This is a genomic window from Pseudomonas sp. CH61, from assembly GCF_059429415.1.
The window spans coordinates 4,085,711-4,105,472 of sequence record NZ_CM182098.1 but is presented as its reverse complement, the minus strand read 5'-3'; the positions used below and the strand labels follow the sequence as shown (position 1 = coordinate 4,105,472).

The 19,762-nt window shown below is 55.2% G+C and carries 15 protein-coding genes, 3 tRNA genes and 3 rRNA genes; 13 read left to right on the top strand and 8 right to left on the bottom strand.

All coding sequences use genetic code 11. The features are described from left to right. Nucleotides 1–35: 35 nt before the first annotated feature. Nucleotides 36–362, bottom strand: a complete 327-nt coding sequence (locus AC5SEM_RS18395) for an Arc family DNA-binding protein (RefSeq protein ID WP_003178899.1) — start codon at nt 360–362, stop codon at nt 36–38. Nucleotides 363–752: 390 nt separating this feature from the next. Between AC5SEM_RS18395 and phnN the strand changes: the two genes are divergently transcribed. Then, on the top strand, nt 753–1,322 hold the full coding sequence (gene phnN / locus AC5SEM_RS18390; RefSeq protein WP_495470977.1) for a phosphonate metabolism protein/1,5-bisphosphokinase (PRPP-forming) PhnN: 570 nt from the start codon (nt 753–755) through the stop codon (nt 1,320–1,322). Here phnN and AC5SEM_RS18385 read toward each other — a convergent pair. Both AC5SEM_RS18385 and AC5SEM_RS18380 read right to left on the bottom strand, forming a co-directional pair. Then, nucleotides 1,297–1,476 (bottom strand): PA3371 family protein, encoded by a 180-nt coding sequence (locus AC5SEM_RS18385; RefSeq protein ID WP_077574181.1) that lies wholly within the window; start codon nt 1,474–1,476, stop codon nt 1,297–1,299. The genes phnN and AC5SEM_RS18385 overlap by 26 nt on opposite strands. 20 nt (nt 1,477–1,496) lie before the next feature. Continuing rightward, nucleotides 1,497–1,733: a hypothetical protein gene (locus AC5SEM_RS18380; protein WP_495473481.1), complete on the bottom strand. Its 237-nt coding sequence runs from the start codon at nt 1,731–1,733 to the stop codon at nt 1,497–1,499. A gap of 295 nt (nt 1,734–2,028) precedes the next feature. Between AC5SEM_RS18380 and AC5SEM_RS18375 the strand changes: the two genes are divergently transcribed. From AC5SEM_RS18375 to rrf, 6 genes are all read left to right on the top strand, one after another. Next, a tRNA-Arg gene (locus tag AC5SEM_RS18375) sits at nt 2,029–2,105 on the top strand. 680 nt (nt 2,106–2,785) lie between these two features. Continuing rightward, nucleotides 2,786–4,322 (top strand): 16S ribosomal RNA (locus AC5SEM_RS18370). Between the two features lie 162 nt (nt 4,323–4,484). After that, nucleotides 4,485–4,561 (top strand) — tRNA-Ile (locus AC5SEM_RS18365). A 30-nt stretch (nt 4,562–4,591) separates the two neighbouring features. Then, nucleotides 4,592–4,667 (top strand) — tRNA-Ala (locus tag AC5SEM_RS18360). Between the two features lie 246 nt (nt 4,668–4,913). Beyond that, nucleotides 4,914–7,807 (top strand): 23S ribosomal RNA (locus AC5SEM_RS18355). A 168-nt stretch (nt 7,808–7,975) separates the two neighbouring features. Then, nucleotides 7,976–8,091, top strand: a 5S ribosomal RNA gene (gene rrf / locus AC5SEM_RS18350). Together the 16S, 23S and 5S rRNA genes with 2 tRNA genes alongside form the textbook arrangement of a ribosomal RNA operon. A 144-nt stretch (nt 8,092–8,235) precedes the next feature. Here the strand turns inward: rrf and AC5SEM_RS18345 are convergent. Next, on the bottom strand, nt 8,236–9,615 hold the full coding sequence (locus AC5SEM_RS18345) for a lysozyme inhibitor LprI family protein (RefSeq protein WP_495470976.1): 1,380 nt from the start codon (nt 9,613–9,615) through the stop codon (nt 8,236–8,238). 210 nt (nt 9,616–9,825) lie between these two features. On the opposite strand from AC5SEM_RS18345, the gene AC5SEM_RS18340 reads away from it, so the two are divergent. The 4 genes from AC5SEM_RS18340 (at nt 9,826) to AC5SEM_RS18325 (ending at nt 15,022) form a co-directional block, all read left to right on the top strand. Next, entirely contained in the window at nt 9,826–11,430 is a 1,605-nt protein-coding gene (locus AC5SEM_RS18340) for a tetratricopeptide repeat-containing response regulator (RefSeq protein WP_077574157.1), read from the top strand. Further along, nucleotides 11,427–12,119 carry a sensor histidine kinase gene (locus AC5SEM_RS18335; RefSeq protein ID WP_495470975.1) on the top strand — a complete coding sequence of 231 codons (693 nt, stop codon included), beginning with the start codon at nt 11,427–11,429 and terminating at the stop codon, nt 12,117–12,119. The genes AC5SEM_RS18340 and AC5SEM_RS18335 overlap by 4 nt, the downstream gene beginning before the upstream one ends. Nucleotides 12,120–12,319: 200 nt before the next feature. After that, nucleotides 12,320–13,561 carry a glutamine synthetase family protein gene (locus AC5SEM_RS18330; protein WP_495473480.1) on the top strand — a complete coding sequence of 414 codons (1,242 nt, stop codon included), beginning with the start codon at nt 12,320–12,322 and terminating at the stop codon, nt 13,559–13,561. A gap of 69 nt (nt 13,562–13,630) precedes the next feature. Next, nucleotides 13,631–15,022 (top strand): MFS transporter, encoded by a 1,392-nt coding sequence (locus tag AC5SEM_RS18325; protein WP_123594384.1) that lies wholly within the window; start codon nt 13,631–13,633, stop codon nt 15,020–15,022. Nucleotides 15,023–15,094: 72 nt separating this feature from the next. On the opposite strand, the gene AC5SEM_RS18320 is transcribed toward AC5SEM_RS18325, so the two are convergent. The 4 genes from AC5SEM_RS18320 to flgA all read right to left on the bottom strand — a co-directional run bounded on the left by AC5SEM_RS18320 (nt 15,095) and on the right by flgA (nt 17,682). Then, complete coding sequence (locus AC5SEM_RS18320; protein ID WP_095123064.1) at nt 15,095–15,841, bottom strand: flagellar brake protein; 747 nt, start codon at nt 15,839–15,841, stop codon at nt 15,095–15,097. Between the two features lie 88 nt (nt 15,842–15,929). Beyond that, the gene (locus AC5SEM_RS18315; protein ID WP_123594385.1) at nt 15,930–16,397 is read right to left on the bottom strand and encodes a flagella synthesis protein FlgN; all 468 of its coding nucleotides are present in this window, start codon (nt 16,395–16,397) and stop codon (nt 15,930–15,932) included. 48 nt (nt 16,398–16,445) lie between these two features. Beyond that, nucleotides 16,446–16,772, bottom strand: a complete 327-nt coding sequence (gene flgM, locus AC5SEM_RS18310; RefSeq protein WP_077574151.1) for a flagellar biosynthesis anti-sigma factor FlgM — start codon at nt 16,770–16,772, stop codon at nt 16,446–16,448. A gap of 148 nt (nt 16,773–16,920) precedes the next feature. Continuing rightward, a complete protein-coding gene (gene flgA / locus AC5SEM_RS18305) occupies nt 16,921–17,682 on the bottom strand; it encodes a flagellar basal body P-ring formation chaperone FlgA (protein ID WP_095123060.1) in 762 nt (253 codons plus the stop codon). 82 nt (nt 17,683–17,764) lie between these two features. Here flgA and AC5SEM_RS18300 point away from each other — a divergent pair, with 82 nt between their 5' ends. Both AC5SEM_RS18300 and cheR read left to right on the top strand, forming a co-directional pair. Continuing rightward, nucleotides 17,765–18,697: a chemotaxis protein CheV gene (locus AC5SEM_RS18300; protein WP_007917585.1), complete on the top strand. Its 933-nt coding sequence runs from the start codon at nt 17,765–17,767 to the stop codon at nt 18,695–18,697. A gap of 46 nt (nt 18,698–18,743) precedes the next feature. Beyond that, the gene (gene cheR / locus AC5SEM_RS18295) at nt 18,744–19,571 is read left to right on the top strand and encodes a protein-glutamate O-methyltransferase CheR (RefSeq protein WP_007917583.1); all 828 of its coding nucleotides are present in this window, start codon (nt 18,744–18,746) and stop codon (nt 19,569–19,571) included. Nucleotides 19,572–19,762: the final 191 nt, after the last annotated feature.

Genomic DNA, 19,762 nt, shown 5'->3' with positions numbered 1-19,762 from the left:
CAGCAATTAAGCTGGCTTGAGATGTTCGGTATGGCTCAGGACGCGTCTGCTGCCATTTCGGCGTCATGGGCAATCAAGGACACCAAAGCGTTTTGCTGACGATGAGATAGCTGGCGGAAACGTTGCAACAGCTCGCGCTCGTGCAACGACAGCTCCGGGCTGTCCAGGCGCATGCTCAGCTCTTCGCCCAGTGCGCCTTCCTGAATAAGACTCTGCTCAAGGCGCGCAATGATCTCGGAGTTCATGCTGCGATGATGATTGCGAGCCACCTCGGCAATGCGTTCACGCATTCCGTCTGGCAGACGTACGACAAACTTGTCAGCCGTACGGCTGGAATAAATTGCCTGTTTCAATGGGCGCATATATTTAACCGGTTAGTTCAGGGGAGCGGTTCTCGGGATTGGCCGCAGGATGTGTGGTAGGACAAGCATCCGCGCCAAATGGTTCAACCTGAATTGTTAAGAGGCCCGCATCATGCCTCAAAATTGCCAGATCATTGGCGTCAATTCTGTGACAAATATTGAGCTGGGTAAAGGCGTAATGCCAGCACCAATTATCAGAAATGCGGACTGGTTTGAAAACTTCGCCTCTGTCCGCATCCTTGCCCGCTTCCTGCTGCACATGAATTAATGTCCGAAGGCATCAGAACGTGCATTCTATGCGGGTTCTGCATCCTTGTTCCTTACCTTTACAGGATAGTGGCAAATTGCCGATTTACTAGTGGCAGGCACCCGCTGGAGGGCGTTTTCAGGATGGATGGCAAGCTAATTTATTTGATGGGGCCTTCCGGTTCAGGCAAGGACAGTTTGATTGAGGCAGCTCGGGAGCCATTACGCGCTTTGAATTGCCATGTGATGCGCCGGGTGATCACACGATCTGCCGAATCGGTAGGGGAGGATGCTATTGGTGTAACACCGGACGAGTTCGAGCGTGGTGAGCATGCTGGCAATTTCTCGCTGGCATGGCGTGCCAATGGTCTTGCCTACGGGATTCCGGTGGAAATGGATCAGCGCCTAAGCGATGGGCAGCATGTGCTGGTCAATGGCTCTAGGGCCAATCTGCGTCAGGCAATTGAATGCTATCCAGCGTTGCTGCCGGTTTTGCTGACGGTCAGGGATGAAGTACTGCGAGAGCGTCTGCTCAAGCGTGGTAGGGAAACGCTTGAGCAAATTGATGCAAGACTGGCTCGCAATGCGTTGTTCAAGGATAGGAGATCAAGTGATGGGCCAGTACATATTGTCGACAATTCCGGAGATCTGGCGGACGCCGTCAATGATCTCTTGCGTCTGATCCGGCTCAGCGTAAAACCGGATCAAATTTGATCTTTCGTCCTGCTGCCAGTGCCAGCACAAATAGCACGGCAAAAACGGCGCAGCCAATCAGGGGCAGGGTGATTTCAGCGCCTTCGAACAGCGATAAATGCGCAACGCCACTCAAAAGGGCGAGGATCAGAAATCCCGCAGCTGACTTGGACATGTTGTACTCCTGAAGATATTTCAAAAAACCAGATGTTCGGAGGTCAGTGCTGGTCGCACTTGCTCAGAGCTACTGACGGCCAGCGGTGTTGATGTGCCCTGATCGCTCAGTACTGCCAGTTGGGGGGCTTTTTGTACCTGCAAGTAATGCGGCATACGCTGGGCCAATGGCTCCGGCGAGTCGCTTGCGGGGATAAAATGGAAGCTCACCAAAACCGCCAGAGCAATTGCGTTTGCAAGCAAAAGGGTGCTGTTCATGGGCGTAGCTCCGAATGTTCTTCTATTGAACAGACATAGCAGCCGTCGTGCCAACAGTCTAACCTCTGTTAAGTCCTTTAAAAACAAGCATTTGAGCGAGTTTTTCGGATTGTGCAGGTTGCAATCTGCACTGATGGCTTTTAAGGCGGCGTGCAAAATGCACGGTAATTCTTCCCGCAGCATCACAGGGCGCCTGCCTACACTTAAAAAGCCCTACGGACGACATGACAAATCGGGGTTCGGTGGTTAACATGCACGCCGTCCGTCATGCAGCGTCTGCTGCGACGAAACGTGTGTCTCAGTAGCTCAATTGGATAGAGCATCCCCCTCCTAAGGGGAAGGTTGGCAGTTCGAACCTGCCCTGGGACACCATCTACTATAGAAACTCCTCTCCTTTGCTGTTCGCTAACCCAATGCTCAAGGCTCTGGCTTTGTCATGGGCCAAGGGGGCTTGCCTGCGCTTGCTGCTAGAGGGGCTGTCTCCTTGATTTTGAATCAGGCGTGCGTAAGCGCCTCTATCGTCTATATAGAAGGCTTTTTCCACTGATCGATAGAAAAGCCAAATTAACGGTTGACGGCAGATTTCAGATGTCTATAATTCGCCCCACTTCCGGCGCAGTCGAAACGGAAAACTCCTTGAGATTCAATGAGTTATGTAGGTTTCGGCAGCAGGTTGCTTCAGTTCATCGAAGCCGAAAGGAAGTTGAAAAAGAGGTGTTGACAGCAGCGTGTAACGCTGTAGAATTCGCCTCCCGCTGACGAGAGATCGGAAGCGCAAGTGGTTGAAGTTGTTGAAGAATTCTTCGAAAACTTCTGAAAATAATCACTTGACAGCAAATGAGGCTGCTGTAGAATGCGCGCCTCGGTTGAGACGAAAGATCTTAACCAACCGCTCTTTAACAACTGAATCAAGCAATTCGTGTGGGTGCTTGTGGAGTCAGACTGATAGTCAACAAGATTATCAGCATCACAAGTTACTCCGCGAGAAATCAAAGATGTAACCAACGATTGCTGAGCCAAGTTTAGGGTTTCTTAAAAACCCAAAGATGTTTGAACTGAAGAGTTTGATCATGGCTCAGATTGAACGCTGGCGGCAGGCCTAACACATGCAAGTCGAGCGGATGACAGGAGCTTGCTCCTGAATTCAGCGGCGGACGGGTGAGTAATGCCTAGGAATCTGCCTGGTAGTGGGGGACAACGTTTCGAAAGGAACGCTAATACCGCATACGTCCTACGGGAGAAAGCAGGGGACCTTCGGGCCTTGCGCTATCAGATGAGCCTAGGTCGGATTAGCTAGTTGGTGAGGTAATGGCTCACCAAGGCGACGATCCGTAACTGGTCTGAGAGGATGATCAGTCACACTGGAACTGAGACACGGTCCAGACTCCTACGGGAGGCAGCAGTGGGGAATATTGGACAATGGGCGAAAGCCTGATCCAGCCATGCCGCGTGTGTGAAGAAGGTCTTCGGATTGTAAAGCACTTTAAGTTGGGAGGAAGGGTTGTAGATTAATACTCTGCAATTTTGACGTTACCGACAGAATAAGCACCGGCTAACTCTGTGCCAGCAGCCGCGGTAATACAGAGGGTGCAAGCGTTAATCGGAATTACTGGGCGTAAAGCGCGCGTAGGTGGTTCGTTAAGTTGGATGTGAAATCCCCGGGCTCAACCTGGGAACTGCATTCAAAACTGTCGAGCTAGAGTATGGTAGAGGGTGGTGGAATTTCCTGTGTAGCGGTGAAATGCGTAGATATAGGAAGGAACACCAGTGGCGAAGGCGACCACCTGGACTGATACTGACACTGAGGTGCGAAAGCGTGGGGAGCAAACAGGATTAGATACCCTGGTAGTCCACGCCGTAAACGATGTCAACTAGCCGTTGGGAGCCTTGAGCTCTTAGTGGCGCAGCTAACGCATTAAGTTGACCGCCTGGGGAGTACGGCCGCAAGGTTAAAACTCAAATGAATTGACGGGGGCCCGCACAAGCGGTGGAGCATGTGGTTTAATTCGAAGCAACGCGAAGAACCTTACCAGGCCTTGACATCCAATGAACTTTCCAGAGATGGATTGGTGCCTTCGGGAACATTGAGACAGGTGCTGCATGGCTGTCGTCAGCTCGTGTCGTGAGATGTTGGGTTAAGTCCCGTAACGAGCGCAACCCTTGTCCTTAGTTACCAGCACGTCATGGTGGGCACTCTAAGGAGACTGCCGGTGACAAACCGGAGGAAGGTGGGGATGACGTCAAGTCATCATGGCCCTTACGGCCTGGGCTACACACGTGCTACAATGGTCGGTACAAAGGGTTGCCAAGCCGCGAGGTGGAGCTAATCCCATAAAACCGATCGTAGTCCGGATCGCAGTCTGCAACTCGACTGCGTGAAGTCGGAATCGCTAGTAATCGTGAATCAGAATGTCACGGTGAATACGTTCCCGGGCCTTGTACACACCGCCCGTCACACCATGGGAGTGGGTTGCACCAGAAGTAGCTAGTCTAACCTTCGGGAGGACGGTTACCACGGTGTGATTCATGACTGGGGTGAAGTCGTAACAAGGTAGCCGTAGGGGAACCTGCGGCTGGATCACCTCCTTAATCGACGACATCAGCTGCTCCATAAGTTCCCACACGAATTGCTTGATTCATTGAAGAAGACGAAAGAAGCAGCCTGTATCGGTTTGTAGCTGAGTTGGTTAGAGCGTACCCCATGCTTTGTGGTTAAGAGCAGGGTGAGGTCGGCCTTAGTAGCTCGAAATTGGGTCTGTAGCTCAGTTGGTTAGAGCGCACCCCTGATAAGGGTGAGGTCGGCAGTTCGAATCTGCCCAGACCCACCAATTTTGTGTGGGAAACGCCTGTAGAAATACGGGGCCATAGCTCAGCTGGGAGAGCGCCTGCCTTGCACGCAGGAGGTCAGCGGTTCGATCCCGCTTGCCTCCACCACTACTGCTTCTCTTGTATAAAGCTTAGAAATGAGCATTCCATCGTTGTGATGGTGAATGTTGATTTCTAGTCTTTGACTAGTTCGTTCTTTAAAAATTTGGGTATGTGATAGAAAGATAGACTGAACGTTACTTTCACTGGTAACGGATCAGGCTAAGGTAAAATTTGTGAGTTCTCTTAATTGAGAAATTCGAATTTTCGGCGAATGTCGTCTTCACAGTATAACCAGATTGCTTGGGGTTATATGGTCAAGTGAAGAAGCGCATACGGTGGATGCCTTGGCAGTCAGAGGCGATGAAAGACGTGGTAGCCTGCGAAAAGCTTCGGGGAGTCGGCAAACAGACTTTGATCCGGAGATGTCTGAATGGGGGAACCCAGCCATCATAAGATGGTTATCTTGTACTGAATACATAGGTGCAAGAGGCGAACCAGGGGAACTGAAACATCTAAGTACCCTGAGGAAAAGAAATCAACCGAGATTCCCTTAGTAGTGGCGAGCGAACGGGGACTAGCCCTTAAGTGGCTTTGAGATTAGCGGAACGCTCTGGAAAGTGCGGCCATAGTGGGTGATAGCCCTGTACGCGAAAATCTCTTAGTCATGAAATCGAGTAGGACGGAGCACGAGAAACTTTGTCTGAATATGGGGGGACCATCCTCCAAGGCTAAATACTACTGACTGACCGATAGTGAACTAGTACCGTGAGGGAAAGGCGAAAAGAACCCCGGAGAGGGGAGTGAAATAGATCCTGAAACCGTATGCGTACAAGCAGTGGGAGCAGACTTTGTTCTGTGACTGCGTACCTTTTGTATAATGGGTCAGCGACTTATTTTCAGTGGCGAGCTTAACCGAATAGGGGAGGCGTAGCGAAAGCGAGTCTTAATAGGGCGTCTAGTCGCTGGGAATAGACCCGAAACCGGGCGATCTATCCATGGGCAGGTTGAAGGTTGGGTAACACTAACTGGAGGACCGAACCGACTACCGTTGAAAAGTTAGCGGATGACCTGTGGATCGGAGTGAAAGGCTAATCAAGCTCGGAGATAGCTGGTTCTCCTCGAAAGCTATTTAGGTAGCGCCTCATGTATCACTGTAGGGGGTAGAGCACTGTTTCGGCTAGGGGGTCATCCCGACTTACCAAACCGATGCAAACTCCGAATACCTACAAGTGCCGAGCATGGGAGACACACGGCGGGTGCTAACGTCCGTCGTGAAAAGGGAAACAACCCAGACCGTCAGCTAAGGTCCCAAAGTTATGGTTAAGTGGGAAACGATGTGGGAAGGCTTAGACAGCTAGGAGGTTGGCTTAGAAGCAGCCACCCTTTAAAGAAAGCGTAATAGCTCACTAGTCGAGTCGGCCTGCGCGGAAGATGTAACGGGGCTCAAACCATACACCGAAGCTACGGGTATCATCTTCGGATGATGCGGTAGAGGAGCGTTCTGTAAGCCTGTGAAGGTGAGTTGAGAAGCTTGCTGGAGGTATCAGAAGTGCGAATGCTGACATGAGTAACGACAATGGGTGTGAAAAACACCCACGCCGAAAGACCAAGGTTTCCTGCGCAACGTTAATCGACGCAGGGTTAGTCGGTCCCTAAGGCGAGGCTGAAAAGCGTAGTCGATGGAAAACAGGTTAATATTCCTGTACTTCTGGTTATTGCGATGGAGGGACGGAGAAGGCTAGGCCAGCTTGGCGTTGGTTGTCCAAGTTTAAGGTGGTAGGCTGAGATCTTAGGTAAATCCGGGATCTTAAGGCCGAGAGCTGATGACGAGTGTTCTTTTAGAACACGAAGTGGTTGATGCCATGCTTCCAAGAAAAGCTTCTAAGCTTCAGGTAACCAGGAACCGTACCCCAAACCGACACAGGTGGTTGGGTAGAGAATACCAAGGCGCTTGAGAGAACTCGGGTGAAGGAACTAGGCAAAATGGCACCGTAACTTCGGGAGAAGGTGCGCCGGTGAGGGTGAAGGACTTGCTCCGTAAGCTCATGCCGGTCGAAGATACCAGGCCGCTGCGACTGTTTATTAAAAACACAGCACTCTGCAAACACGAAAGTGGACGTATAGGGTGTGACGCCTGCCCGGTGCCGGAAGGTTAATTGATGGGGTTAGCTAACGCGAAGCTCTTGATCGAAGCCCCGGTAAACGGCGGCCGTAACTATAACGGTCCTAAGGTAGCGAAATTCCTTGTCGGGTAAGTTCCGACCTGCACGAATGGCGTAACGATGGCGGCGCTGTCTCCACCCGAGACTCAGTGAAATTGAAATCGCTGTGAAGATGCAGTGTATCCGCGGCTAGACGGAAAGACCCCGTGAACCTTTACTATAGCTTTGCACTGGACTTTGAATTTGCTTGTGTAGGATAGGTGGGAGGCTTTGAAGCGTGGACGCCAGTTCGCGTGGAGCCATCCTTGAAATACCACCCTGGCAACTTTGAGGTTCTAACTCAGGTCCGTTATCCGGATCGAGGACAGTGTATGGTGGGTAGTTTGACTGGGGCGGTCTCCTCCTAAAGAGTAACGGAGGAGTACGAAGGTGCGCTCAGACCGGTCGGAAATCGGTCGTAGAGTATAAAGGCAAAAGCGCGCTTGACTGCGAGACAGACACGTCGAGCAGGTACGAAAGTAGGTCTTAGTGATCCGGTGGTTCTGTATGGAAGGGCCATCGCTCAACGGATAAAAGGTACTCCGGGGATAACAGGCTGATACCGCCCAAGAGTTCATATCGACGGCGGTGTTTGGCACCTCGATGTCGGCTCATCACATCCTGGGGCTGAAGCCGGTCCCAAGGGTATGGCTGTTCGCCATTTAAAGTGGTACGCGAGCTGGGTTTAGAACGTCGTGAGACAGTTCGGTCCCTATCTGCCGTGGACGTTTGAGATTTGAGAGGGGCTGCTCCTAGTACGAGAGGACCGGAGTGGACGAACCTCTGGTGTTCCGGTTGTCACGCCAGTGGCATTGCCGGGTAGCTATGTTCGGGAAAGATAACCGCTGAAAGCATCTAAGCGGGAAACTTGCCTCAAGATGAGATCTCACTGGAACCTTGAGTTCCCTGAAGGGCCGTCGAAGACTACGACGTTGATAGGTTGGGTGTGTAAGCGCTGTGAGGCGTTGAGCTAACCAATACTAATTGCCCGTGAGGCTTGACCATATAACACCCAAGCAATTTGCATGCTCCGAGCTGAAAAGCGAGAGAGACCAGATTGCGGTGTGTGAAGACGAAACGAACCGAAAGTTCGATGTTCACAAACACCGAAAGCTGTCACATACCCAATTTGCTGAAGCGAGGCCAACTGGCAACGACTCAGTACCCGAATTTCTTGACGACCATAGAGCGTTGGAACCACCTGATCCCATCCCGAACTCAGCAGTGAAACGATGCATCGCCGATGGTAGTGTGGGGTTTCCCCATGTGAGAGTAGGTCATCGTCAAGATTAAATTCCGAAACCCCAATTGCGAAAGCAGTTGGGGTTTTGTTTTGCCCGCAGGAAAGTTTCAGCTCTGGCAGTACATAGTCAACAACCCCGACTAGTGTGGCCTGTCGGGGGGGGGGTATATCCATGCGGGTACGTTGCAGATTAATCTTCGGCGCCGCTTCCTGCTTTACCCACTGAAGTACTTACCTGAGTAATGCGTCGCCGTCCATGGACTTCATACTCGCGCTCTTGTTCTATCGAGCCCGGTTTACGCATCGTCAGCTGCGCGTACAGTCCGTCTTTTTTGCCGTAGTTTCCGAAATGGTCGTTCAGTCTGGCGATAAAACATTCATTGCCGATGGTCACCGGAAAGTCGGCGATCATTTCAATCACATAATAGCCCGCGCCATAACCGTAATATTCCTCGGGCTCCTCTGCCGACTGAGGAATAGGGCACAGCGGTTTTCTTTTCCCATCAGTGTCGGATGATTCTTCGCCCACCGTCGCGAGACCTTTTGCAAGTGCGCGCCGCAGTTTGGGTTCCAGCGTGTAAGTGGTCTTGTTGTCCTCTTTAGTCTGATTGCGGGGAATGTTGAGCTGATAGCGATAGCGAACCGTCAGCGTGGGCACTTCGACATTGACTTGCAGCGGGCTGAGTAAATAGACCTGATCAACGCCATAATTGCTGTCGCGATAGGCGGCATAGACCTTGCCGCGAATGCTGATCCAGTTCACCGACTGATTGGCGCCGCGATCACTGATGGAATACAGCGAGCTGCCGACACCTGATTCTTCGCCGAGTGCAGCAGTTCTGCGAATGAAGCGATCACCGTCGCGGCGATAGGTTTCGAAGAAACTAAACAACCCCGTGCCTCCGGTGTAGGTCTGGACGATTAAGTCGCGTTGCCCGTCTTCGTTCAGATCCAGCAAGTTGAACGTGGTCTGCCCCTGCTCAGTATCATTGTCCAGATTGGACGCCAGCAAAGCCTTCCACTCACTTTGTGTAACACCCTTGGGGGCGGTTTTCGGAAAGTGGGTTTTTTCGGCGTATTCACCCTCGTCCGGTTCTGCGTCAAACATAGTCAGTGGACTTTTAATCGCTAAAGAAGCGAGCGTCCGTTCCAGGGCAAATTGCGGATCACTTTTGCTTGCCGCTTGAGTACGCTTTTGCAGATCGTCCAGGGCCTGTTTATCGATGTCATTCGGCTTGTAGACTACCGCTTCCTTCCACTGCGCCTTTAATACTTGCAGGTGTTCGCTGTAGCGACGTTCGAGACAAGAGACATCATCCGTGCATTCGTCACGGGTGTTTAGCCACTGACGCTGAAGCGTCTTGAGTTCAGATTTAGCGTCTGCTGAAACCTTCATCAATCCCCGATAAACCACGCCCATCTGCGCATCCAATTCATACAACGACTTGTTCGCGCAAACAGTGTTTTCGGCGGCATTCGCCGCTTTTGTGCAGTCCATTCCAGCCGCCATTGCCTGCTGAACAAGCAGCAGAGCGCAGGCGGAAACGATGCAGCGTCCTTTGATGTACACGATGTAAACCTTGTAGTGGAAAGTTGTCCTGGCGCGCAGGGTAAATGCTCGCAGAGGAATCTTGAAGCCCTGGCTTCAGGGAACAGCACTTCTGGCCGATAACCCATTCGGTGACTTAAAAGTCGCGCGAAATCGCTTGATAGCATTTGGCCGCCAGCTATCATCTGCGCGCCTGAAATTGCCCTCACTTCAATTGCCTGGAAATCTTCGATGCTGTCGTATCACCAAAAGAGTTTTCTGATCGTCGATGATTTCTCGGATTTCCGCAGTTCCGTGCGTTCGATGCTGCGCGAGCTTGGGGTCAAGGACGTCGATACGGCCGACACCGGTGAGCAGGCGCTGAAGATGTGCGCACAGAAGTCCTACGATTTCATCCTGCAGGATTTCCATCTCGGCGACGGCAAGAAGAACGGTCAACAGGTTCTCGAAGACCTGATGCTGGAAAAGCTCATCAGCCATGAAGCAGTGTTTGTCATGGTCACCGCCGAGACCAGTCAGGCGATGGTGCTCAGTGCCCTCGAGCATGAGCCGGATGCGTACCTGACCAAGCCGTTCAACCGTTCCGGTCTGGCCCAGCGCCTGGAGCGTCTGGAGCAGCGCAAGACGTTGCTCAAACCGATTCTGCAAGCCCTCGACCGTGGCAAACCGGTCGAGGTGCTCAACGCTTGCATCGCCCTGTGCAAGCAGGACATCCGCTATTCGCCGCTGTGCCTGCGCTACCGCGCTGATGCGCTACGCGACATGAACCAGAACGAAGCGCTGGAGCGCCTCTACGACAGCATCATTGCTGACCGCCCATTGCCGTGGGCATTTGCCGGGCTGGGCAAGTTGTTGTTCAAGCGCGGTCAGGTTGCACAGGCTAAAGGCGTTTATGAGAAAGCGCTGAAGGTGTTCCCGATGATGCCGTCGCTGTACGACGGCATGGCCGATGTGCTGGTATCGGAGGGGGATACCAAAGGCGCGCAACAGGTGCTCGAAGAGGCCATTCGTCTTTCGCCACTGGCGGTGCGCCGACAGGCTTTGCTCGGCAAACTGGCGATGGCCAACGAAGATTTCGACACCGCCTCGCGTGCTTACCGCCAAGCGGTGTCGCAAGGTGCGCAGTCGCGCTTCAAGGATCCGGAAAGCAACCTCGGGCTGGCCCACGCGCTGATCAGCAAGGGCAGCGAACGTGGTCTCGATACGCGCACGCGTCTTGAGATCAACACCACCCTCAGCGCCGTGGCCAAAGAAAACCCGACCGACCCGGGCCTGCAGATTCGTGCACGTCTGATGAAAGCCACCAGTCTGCTCCTCAACGATGCGGAAACCGCTGACAAGCTCACCGAACAAGCACTGATGCGCCTCGACGGCATGGAGCAGTTCATGAGTCCAGAGGCGGCGTTGCTGGTCGCCAAGCAGTTGCAGATGCTCGGGCAGGCCGAGGCGGGCACCTCGATGCTCAAGAGCTGTGCGGAGATCTACGGGGATGACCCTGCGGTGATGAAAGACATCGCCAAGCTCACCGATGACCCGACTATTCTCAGCTCCAGCAACGCTGCTGCCGACCTCAACCGTCAGGGCGTGCGGGTGTACAAGACCGGCAACCTGGTGGAGGCTCGCGAGGTTTTCCGCAAGGCGCTGAAGATGCAACCGAAGAACATCAGTATCGCGCTGAACATGGCCCAGTCGCTGCTCCACGGCACCGACACCAGTGTGCCGTCGGCGGAGCTGGAAGAATGTCGGGCCTGCCTGAAAATGGTTGGCCTGATGCCCGACACCGACGCGCGTCATGCGCGTTATCAGAAGCTGAAAAGCAAGGCGTTTGGCGAATGAGCAACGACAAGCAGGCGCTGGATTTTTCCACGGTGATCGCCTCCACCGTCCACGACATGAAGAACTCGCTGGCCTTGCTGATGCAGGCCCACAGCCAATGGCTCGCGCGCTTGCCGCAAGAACTGCGCGAAGGCACTGAGCAGGGCGTCATCGACTTCGAGTTCGCCCACCTCAACGGCATGCTGGTGCAGTTGCTCGGGCTGTACAAGCTCGGCGTCAACCAGATGCCGCTGCAACCGGCGTATCACGAACTCGATGACTTTATCGAGGCGCAACTGGCGGCGCATCAGGAAGTATTTGCCAGTCGCGGCATCGTCGCCACTTATGAGGTTGATCCGCTGAGCCCGCTGGGTTTCTTTGATCGAGAGCTAATTGCTTCGGTGCTCGGCAACTGTATCAACAACGCCATTCGCTATGCCCGCGAGTCGTTGCTGATCACCGTCAGCGACGAGGCTGGACAACTGGTCCTGACCATCAACGATGACGGCGACGGCTACCCGGCCGAGATGCTCGAGCGTCAGGCCGATTACGTGCAAGGCATCAATCACAGCAGTGGCAGCACCGGACTCGGTTTGTATTTCGCCAATCGTATCGCCGCGCTGCATCAGCGCAACGGTGTCGAAGGGCGCACCGAAATCCGCAATGGCGGACCGCTTGGCGGCGGGGTGTTCAGCCTTTATCTGCCGTGACACAGGTTTTTGTTTGACGCTGCTTGATATTCCGAACAGCCGAAGCCTATTTTGTACGGGTCGCCGTTCGCGGCTCGCACAATAACAAGGATTGCGTCATGACAACCGATGGCCAGCGTTCACTCGCGCAGCGATTGACGGGCATTGATGAGATTGAATGTGTCACGCCGGATTTGAACGGCGTACCCCGGGGCAAAGTGATGACCGCCGAGGGGTTCCTCGAAGGACGGCGTTTGCAGTTGGCGCGGGGTGTGCTGCTGCAATGCATCATGGGCGGTTATCCGGCAGCGCGGTTTTACGGCAGCGATGACGGAGACCTGGCACTGGTCGCCGAGCCGACCCAGATCCATCGCTTGCCGTGGAGCGACGACCCGCGTGCCCTGGCCATTTGCGATGCCGATGAACTGACCGGCGAAAGCTCCAGTCTGTCGACCCGTGGCCAGTTGAAAAAAGTCATTGCCCGTTATGCCGCGCGGGGCCTGGCGCCGGTGGTGGCGACCGAGCTGGAATTCTTTGTCTTTGCCCCCAACACCGATCCGACCCAACCGTTCCGCCCGCCAGTCGGTCTCGACGGTCGCCGCGAGGATGGCCAATCCGCGTTCAGCATCAGCTCCAATAACGGTCTGCGGCCATTCTTCAACGAAGTCTATAAATGCATGGCGGCACTCGGACTGCCGCGCGATACCTTCATGCACGAAATGGGTGTCAGCCAGTTCGAGATCAATCTGCTGCACGGCGATCCGCTGTTGCTCGCCGACCAGACCTTTCTGTTCAAACATCTGCTCAAGGAAGTCGCGCTCAAGCACGGTCTGACCGTGGTGTGCATGGCTAAACCGCTGGCACACACGCCGGGCAGTTCGATGCACATTCACCAGAGCATCGTCGACATCGGCAGTGGCAAGAATGTCTTCAGCGACGAAAGCGGCCAGCCGACGGCGATGTTCCGCCACTTCATCGGTGGTCAGCAGGCAGGCATGGCTGATTTCACCGCACTGTTTGCACCCAATGTGAATTCCTATCAGCGGCTGTGCCATCCCTATGCATCGCCGAACAATGCGTGCTGGTCCCACGACAACCGTGCGGCCGGGCTGCGAATTCCGGCGAGTGCGCCGGCTGCTCGTCGGGTGGAAAACCGTTTGCCGGGCGCCGATGCGAACCCGTATCTGGCGATTGCGGCCAGTCTGGCTGCCGGTTTGCATGGCATCGAGCATGAGCTGGAACCGAGCGAGGCGATTCAGGGCGAGTTCGAAGTGCCGGACAACCTCTCGCTGCCGTGTACTTTGCATGCCGCGCTCGAACGTCTGAAACGTAGCCAATTGGCGAGGGAACTGTTCGGACAGGAGTTCATCGAAGGCTACATCGCTTCGAAGACCATGGAGTTGACCAGCTTCTTTGATGAAATCACTCCCTGGGAACGACGTGTTCTAGCAGCCCAGGCCTGACGTACCGCCGCCATCGGGCTATCGTTCTGGTAGCCCGATATTTACTGCAAGGAGCCGCTCGGAACGCCGATGCGCCAAATCTGGAAATCCTTTCGAGCGCTGTATTTCGCCTCGCTGATGATGTTGATCGGCTCGGGCCTTCTATCCACTTATCTGGCCTTGCGTCTGGCCGCTGACAATGTCGACGGCCTCTGGGTCGGTGCGCTGATGGCGGCCAACTATTTCGGCCTGGTGCTGGGCGGCAAGATCGGTCACCGGCTGATCGCCCGTGTCGGGCATATTCGTGCTTATTCCGCCTGTGCCGGGATCGTCGGGGCGGCGGTGCTCGGCCATGGGCTGGTCGATTGGCTGCCGGCGTGGCTGGTGCTGCGGACCATTGTCGGTCTGGGCATGATGTGCCAATACATGGTGATCGAGAGCTGGCTCAACGAGCAGGCTGACGCCAATCAGCGAGGTCTGGTGTTCAGCGGTTACATGATCGCGTCTTACCTTGGCCTGGTGCTGGGTCAATTGATTCTGGTCATGCACCCAGGGCTGGGTCTGGAACTGCTGATGCTGGTCGCGCTGTGCTTTGCGCTGTGTCTGGTGCCTGTGACATTGACTCGAAGGATTCACCCGGCGCCCCTGCATCCGGCACCGATGGAACCGCGCTTCTTTATCAAGCGGGTGCCGCAGTCTTTGAGCACGGTGCTCGGTGCCGGTTTGATCATCGGTTCGTTCTACGGTCTGGCACCGTTGTATGCCTCGCAGCAGGGACTGTCGACCGAGCAGGTCGGTCTGTTCATGGGTAGCTGCATCTTTGCTGGTTTGCTGGTGCAGTGGCCGTTGGGCTGGTTGTCCGATCGTTATGACCGGGCGTTGCTGATTCGCTGCTTTGCCGGGTTCCTCGCGGTGGCGGCGTTGCCGTTGGCGGTGTTGCCGCAGGTGCCGCTTGAGGTGCTGTTCGGGGTTGGCTTTCTCTGTTCGCTGGTACAGTTCTGTCTGTATCCACTGGCGGTGGCGTTCTCCAATGACCATGTCGAGGGTGATCGCCGGGTGTCGCTGACGGCGATGCTGTTGGTGACCTACGGGGTCGGTGCGAGCATCGGGCCGTTGCTCGCGGGTGTGCTGATGAAGCTTTTCGGCAGTCAGAGCCTGTATGCGTTTTTCAGCTTCTTCGCGCTGGTGCTGGTATGGCGGATACGGCCGAAAGCCGTGACCAATCTGCATCAGGTCGACGATGCGCCGCTGCATCACGTGGCCATGCCCGACAGCATGTCCAGCTCGCCACTGGTGGCAGCGCTTGACCCTCGAGTAGACGAGCAGGTGGTGCAGGAGCAGATGGTGCAGGACCCTGTGCAAGCGCCGCCGACTCCCGAGCCGGAGCCTGAAGCCGATGCGCAGCCAGAGCCTGCAGCAGAAGCGGAATCGGATAGCGGTAGCGACAAGCCTGCACCGGATCTCAGCGGCGGAAGACCCTGAACTGAACAAAAAGCACCGCGCATAAAAAAGGGCAGTCCCACCAGGGGCTGCCCTTTTTATTGTCGCTGCGAATCACATATCGTCTTTGTCGAAACGGCGTGCTTCACGTTGCAACTGATACACGAAACGCTCAACGTTGCGCGCTGCCTGACCACTGATGTTGTGGAAGCGCAGGCCGGCAAAGGTGATGTTGAGTTTTTCTTCGAAGTGCAGATAGCGCAATTCGACGGAGGTCGGCTGGTTGCCGAACAGTGGCGGCGCGATCAGGCGGTCATAGACTTGGCCCAATTGCAGACGATCAGTGATATCGCCTTCGAAACGCAGCTTGCAGCCGGTCGCGGAGATATCCAGCAGTTTGCCGTTGATCGGAGCCTTGAGCTTTTCGCCGCCCAGTTCAACGCTGACCAGATCAGTCAGTTTCAGCGCGGCGCGGAAGGCATTGCGGCGCTGGTGGTAAACCACTTCAGTGGGCAGCTCGCCGGTGTAGAAACGATCACCTTCGGACTCTTCGATATTCAGCGTGCCGGTGCATTCCCAGGCAATGCGCACACCGTCATGAAAACCTTCGACCTTGAATGGTTCGCCGGCGAGCAGAAAGCGTTCGCCATCACGCGGGATCATCTCGTCCAGCGCGATCGAAGCGCTGTCGCGGTCAACTTTGATCAGATAGCTCTGGAAGCGCTGGCTGCGCTCATGAAAGGTGATGATCAGCGGATCGTGGCTCTCTTGCAGCTGGCGCAGGTTGCTGGAGATTTCCAGTGGCGTGGTAAGCACCTTAGGGGGCTGCGGAGCATCATCCGCGCTGAGGGCGTTGGACACGGTTTATCAATCTCCAGACAAAATATGACGACTTGCCAGCATTTTGCCAGCATGTTTCTCGGGTTGATAGTGCTGGCGCATCAACGGCTCATGCCTGGCTGAGCGGACGCGGTGTGGCGGGTTTGGCAAAAGTGCCGCTGGCGTTATACAGCGCCGGCGCTTCACCACCCGTGAGGATCTTCAGCTGATTGGCCGTGGCGGCCTGCTGGATCTGGATCGACTGGCCGTTCTTGACGTTGGCGGCCTGGCATTGAGCAATCAGATCGGTCAATGCATCGCCTTGCGTCAACAACTGCTCGCCAATGCTCGACTGGCCAGCCAGTTGCTCCAGACCGCTGCGGTCTGTCGGCAAGTTGAGGCTGGCGAGTATTTCGCTGCGTTTGCGGCCATGCTGTTCAAGCAGAATGATCAATGCCTGTTTGTGCGCCAGAATTTCTTCCAGCAGGGGCATGTCGCGACCGTGCAACGCGAGAGATTCGGTTTGCAGCAACTCCAGCAATTGTTGAGCTGGAGCAAAGTCGTCGTTGATCAGTTGCAATAAATTAGTGTCGTGCATGGCTGGCCTTGGGTGTTAAGCGTCCAAAAGCCTCGCGCCGGCAAAGGCCTAGCGCTGGGCTTCGAAGTTGAGCAGTTTGCTGGCTACACGGTTGCTGTCGACTTTATAGCTGCCATCGGCAATCGCGGCTTTCAACTCGGCCACACGGGCTTTGTCGACAGCAGGTTGATCGCGCAGCTTGTCAGTGACCTTCTGCAACTGTTGAGCCTCATTGCTGAGGTGTACCGATTCCCCGCTTTTTGCGGTACTGGCCGGTTCGGCCTGGGTATTCAGCGGCGCGGAGGTGCCGGTTTCGGCGGTTTCCTTGGCGTTGCTGGTACGTGTACTGCCCGTAAGTGACGAGGAGCTGTTCAAACGGCTGAAATCGATGACCATGATAAAAACCTCTGGGAATTTGGACGCTTGCCATGTTTTCGGCCATCCCCTGGAAAACTTTAGGCACATTTACAATGAGCCTTGCATGCGCCGGCGCGTGTCCTGCTGCGGCACAGTTTAGGGAACAGCCGGGGTCAGCGCCAGTTTTCTACATCGCGACTTCCACTTGGCCCGGCGCGGTGACTTGCGCCTTGATGACCCGTTGCGAGTTGAGGTTTTTCACCCGGATCTGTTCCTTCAAACCGCCATTGGCCAGCGCTTCCCCGGGCATGCGCACGGCGAGCGTGCCGCTGCGGGCGGTGATGACCACTTGATCGCCTTTGCGAATGACTTCGGCCTGTTCCAGATGAACCAAGGTGATGACCTGATCGGCTACCGTTGGTCGGGTTAATTTCTGCCCGATCGCTTCGTCTACCGACGTCAGAAAGCCTTGGTTGATCGTGCTCACGTCGCGCTCACGCAGGGTCACGTCCTGTGGTTCGATAATCCCTGCACGTTTCAGCGGTCGGGTGGTGGTCACGATCTCGCGAAACAGGCGGACTTGAGCGGGCACGAACACGGTCCAGGGCGAGGCGCCTTCGCAGCGAACCTTCACGGTAACCCGGCCCAACGGACGTGCGGGACTCTCCAAAGTCGCTGTCAATTCCTTGTCGCACATAGGCATGCGCATGCGGGGGTCGAGCTGGTTTACTTCGATTTCGTAGCGGCCTTCCGTTTGACTGGTTGCCAGATAGTCTTCTACGGTGAACTCAAGAAAGCCCTGAGTGACGCCGATAAGCATGTCAGGCAAGGTAACCGCATCAGCAATGGCAGGGCTGCCAGCAAAAAAGCAGCAAATAGCGCCCGCAGCACAAAGCCCTCTGCGGAGGGGAGATGTCAGGCGTCGAAAAAATGTCGTTTGAGCGTTCATACGAGTTAAAAAGCAAGCGCCGTGCCGTTTAGCAATGAATGTGCGTCGCAACAACACTTGGCGTTGATGTAGGAGTCTGGGCATGGCTGGTGTAATGGATTCGGTGAACCAGCGCACGCAACTGGTAGGGCAGAATCGCCTGGAGCTGTTGTTGTTCCGTCTTGACGGTCAGCAGCTCTATGGAATCAACGTGTTCAAGGTGCGGGAAGTGTTGCAGTGCCCGTCGCTGACGTTGATGCCCAAGTCCAGTCCTGTCGTGTGCGGGGTGGCAAATATCCGGGGGGCGACCATTCCGATCCTTGATCTGGCAATGGCCACCGGTTCCGGAGCGTTGAAAGACAAGAACAACCCGTTCGTGATCATCACGGAGTACAACACCAAGACCCAGGGTTTCCTGGTCCGCTCGGTGGAGCGCATCGTCAACATGAACTGGGAAGAGATTCATCCACCGCCCAAGGGCACGGGTCGCGATCATTACCTGACCGCTGTGACTCGGGTGGACAATCAGTTAGTCGAAATCATCGACGTCGAGAAAGTGCTGGCGGAAGTTGCGCCGACACCGGAAGCGATTTCGGTGGGCGTGGTCGATGTCGAGACCCAGACCAAGGCACTGTCGTTGCGTGTCTTGACGGTCGATGACTCGTCGGTGGCGCGCAAGCAGGTCACGCGTTGTCTACAGACGATCGGTGTCGAAGTGGTGGCGCTGAACGACGGCAAGCAGGCGCTGGATTACCTGCGCAAGCTGGTCGACGAGGGCAAGAAGCCGGAAGAAGAGTTCCTGATGATGATTTCCGACATCGAGATGCCGGAGATGGACGGGTACACCCTGACGGCGGAAATCCGCGGCGACGCACGCATGCAAAAGCTTCATATCATCCTGCATACTTCGTTGTCCGGGGTATTCAATCAGGCGATGGTCAAGAAAGTCGGTGCTGATGACTTCCTGGCCAAGTTCCGCCCTGATGACCTGGCATCCCGGGTAGTCGACCGGATCAAAGCAGCAGATATCAGCTAGGGGCCTTCTGCCCCTGGCGGTCAACACGATTTAAGAGGCGGCATCATTGTCTACGGGTAATTTGGATTTCGAACAGTTCCGGGTGTTCCTGGAAAAAGCCTGTGGCATTTTGCTCGGTGAAAACAAGCAATACCTGGTCTCGAGCCGTCTCAACAAACTGATGGAGCAGCAAGGCATCAAATCCTTGGGTGAGCTGGTTCAGCGCATCCAGACCCAGCCGCGCAGCGGTTTGCGCGAGCAGGTGGTCGATGCCATGACGACCAACGAAACCCTGTGGTTTCGTGACACCTATCCGTTTGAAGTCTTGAAGAACAAGGTACTGCCTGAAGCGATCAAGGCCAGCCCCAACCAGCGTCTGCGGATCTGGTCGGCGGCGTGCTCGTCGGGCCAGGAACCGTACTCGCTGTCGATGTCGATCGACGAGTTCGAGCGCAGCAACCTTGGCCAGTTGAAGATGGGTGTGCAGATCGTTGCCACTGATTTGTCCGGCCTTATGCTGACCAACTGCAAGACGGGCGAGTACGACAGCCTGGCGATCGGTCGTGGTTTGTCGCCGGAACGTTTGCAGCGTTACTTCGACCCGAAAGGGCCGGGGCGCTGGGTGATCAAGGCGCCGATCAAGAACCGCGTGGAGTTCCGTTCGTTCAACCTGCTCGACAGCTATGCCGCGCTGGGCAAGTTCGACATCGTGTTCTGCCGCAACGTGTTGATCTACTTCTCTGCCGAAGTGAAGAAAGACATCCTGTTGCGCATTCACAGCACGTTGAAGCCGGGCGGTTATCTGTTCCTTGGCGCTTCCGAAGCGTTGAACGGTTTGCCGGACCATTACCAGATGGTGCAGTGCAGCCCGGGGATCATTTACCAGGCGAAGTGATTGCATCGGCAACACAAAAAACGGCAGGCCCGCAAAGGCCTGCCGTTTTTTGTGCCTGCGGAATTTCTCCCTGACACCACAAAACCCCTGTAGGAGTGAGCCTGCTCGCGATAGCGGTAGCACATTCAGCATCATCGGTGCCTGACACACCGCTATCGCGAGCAGGCTCACTCCTACAGGGACCGTGGTGT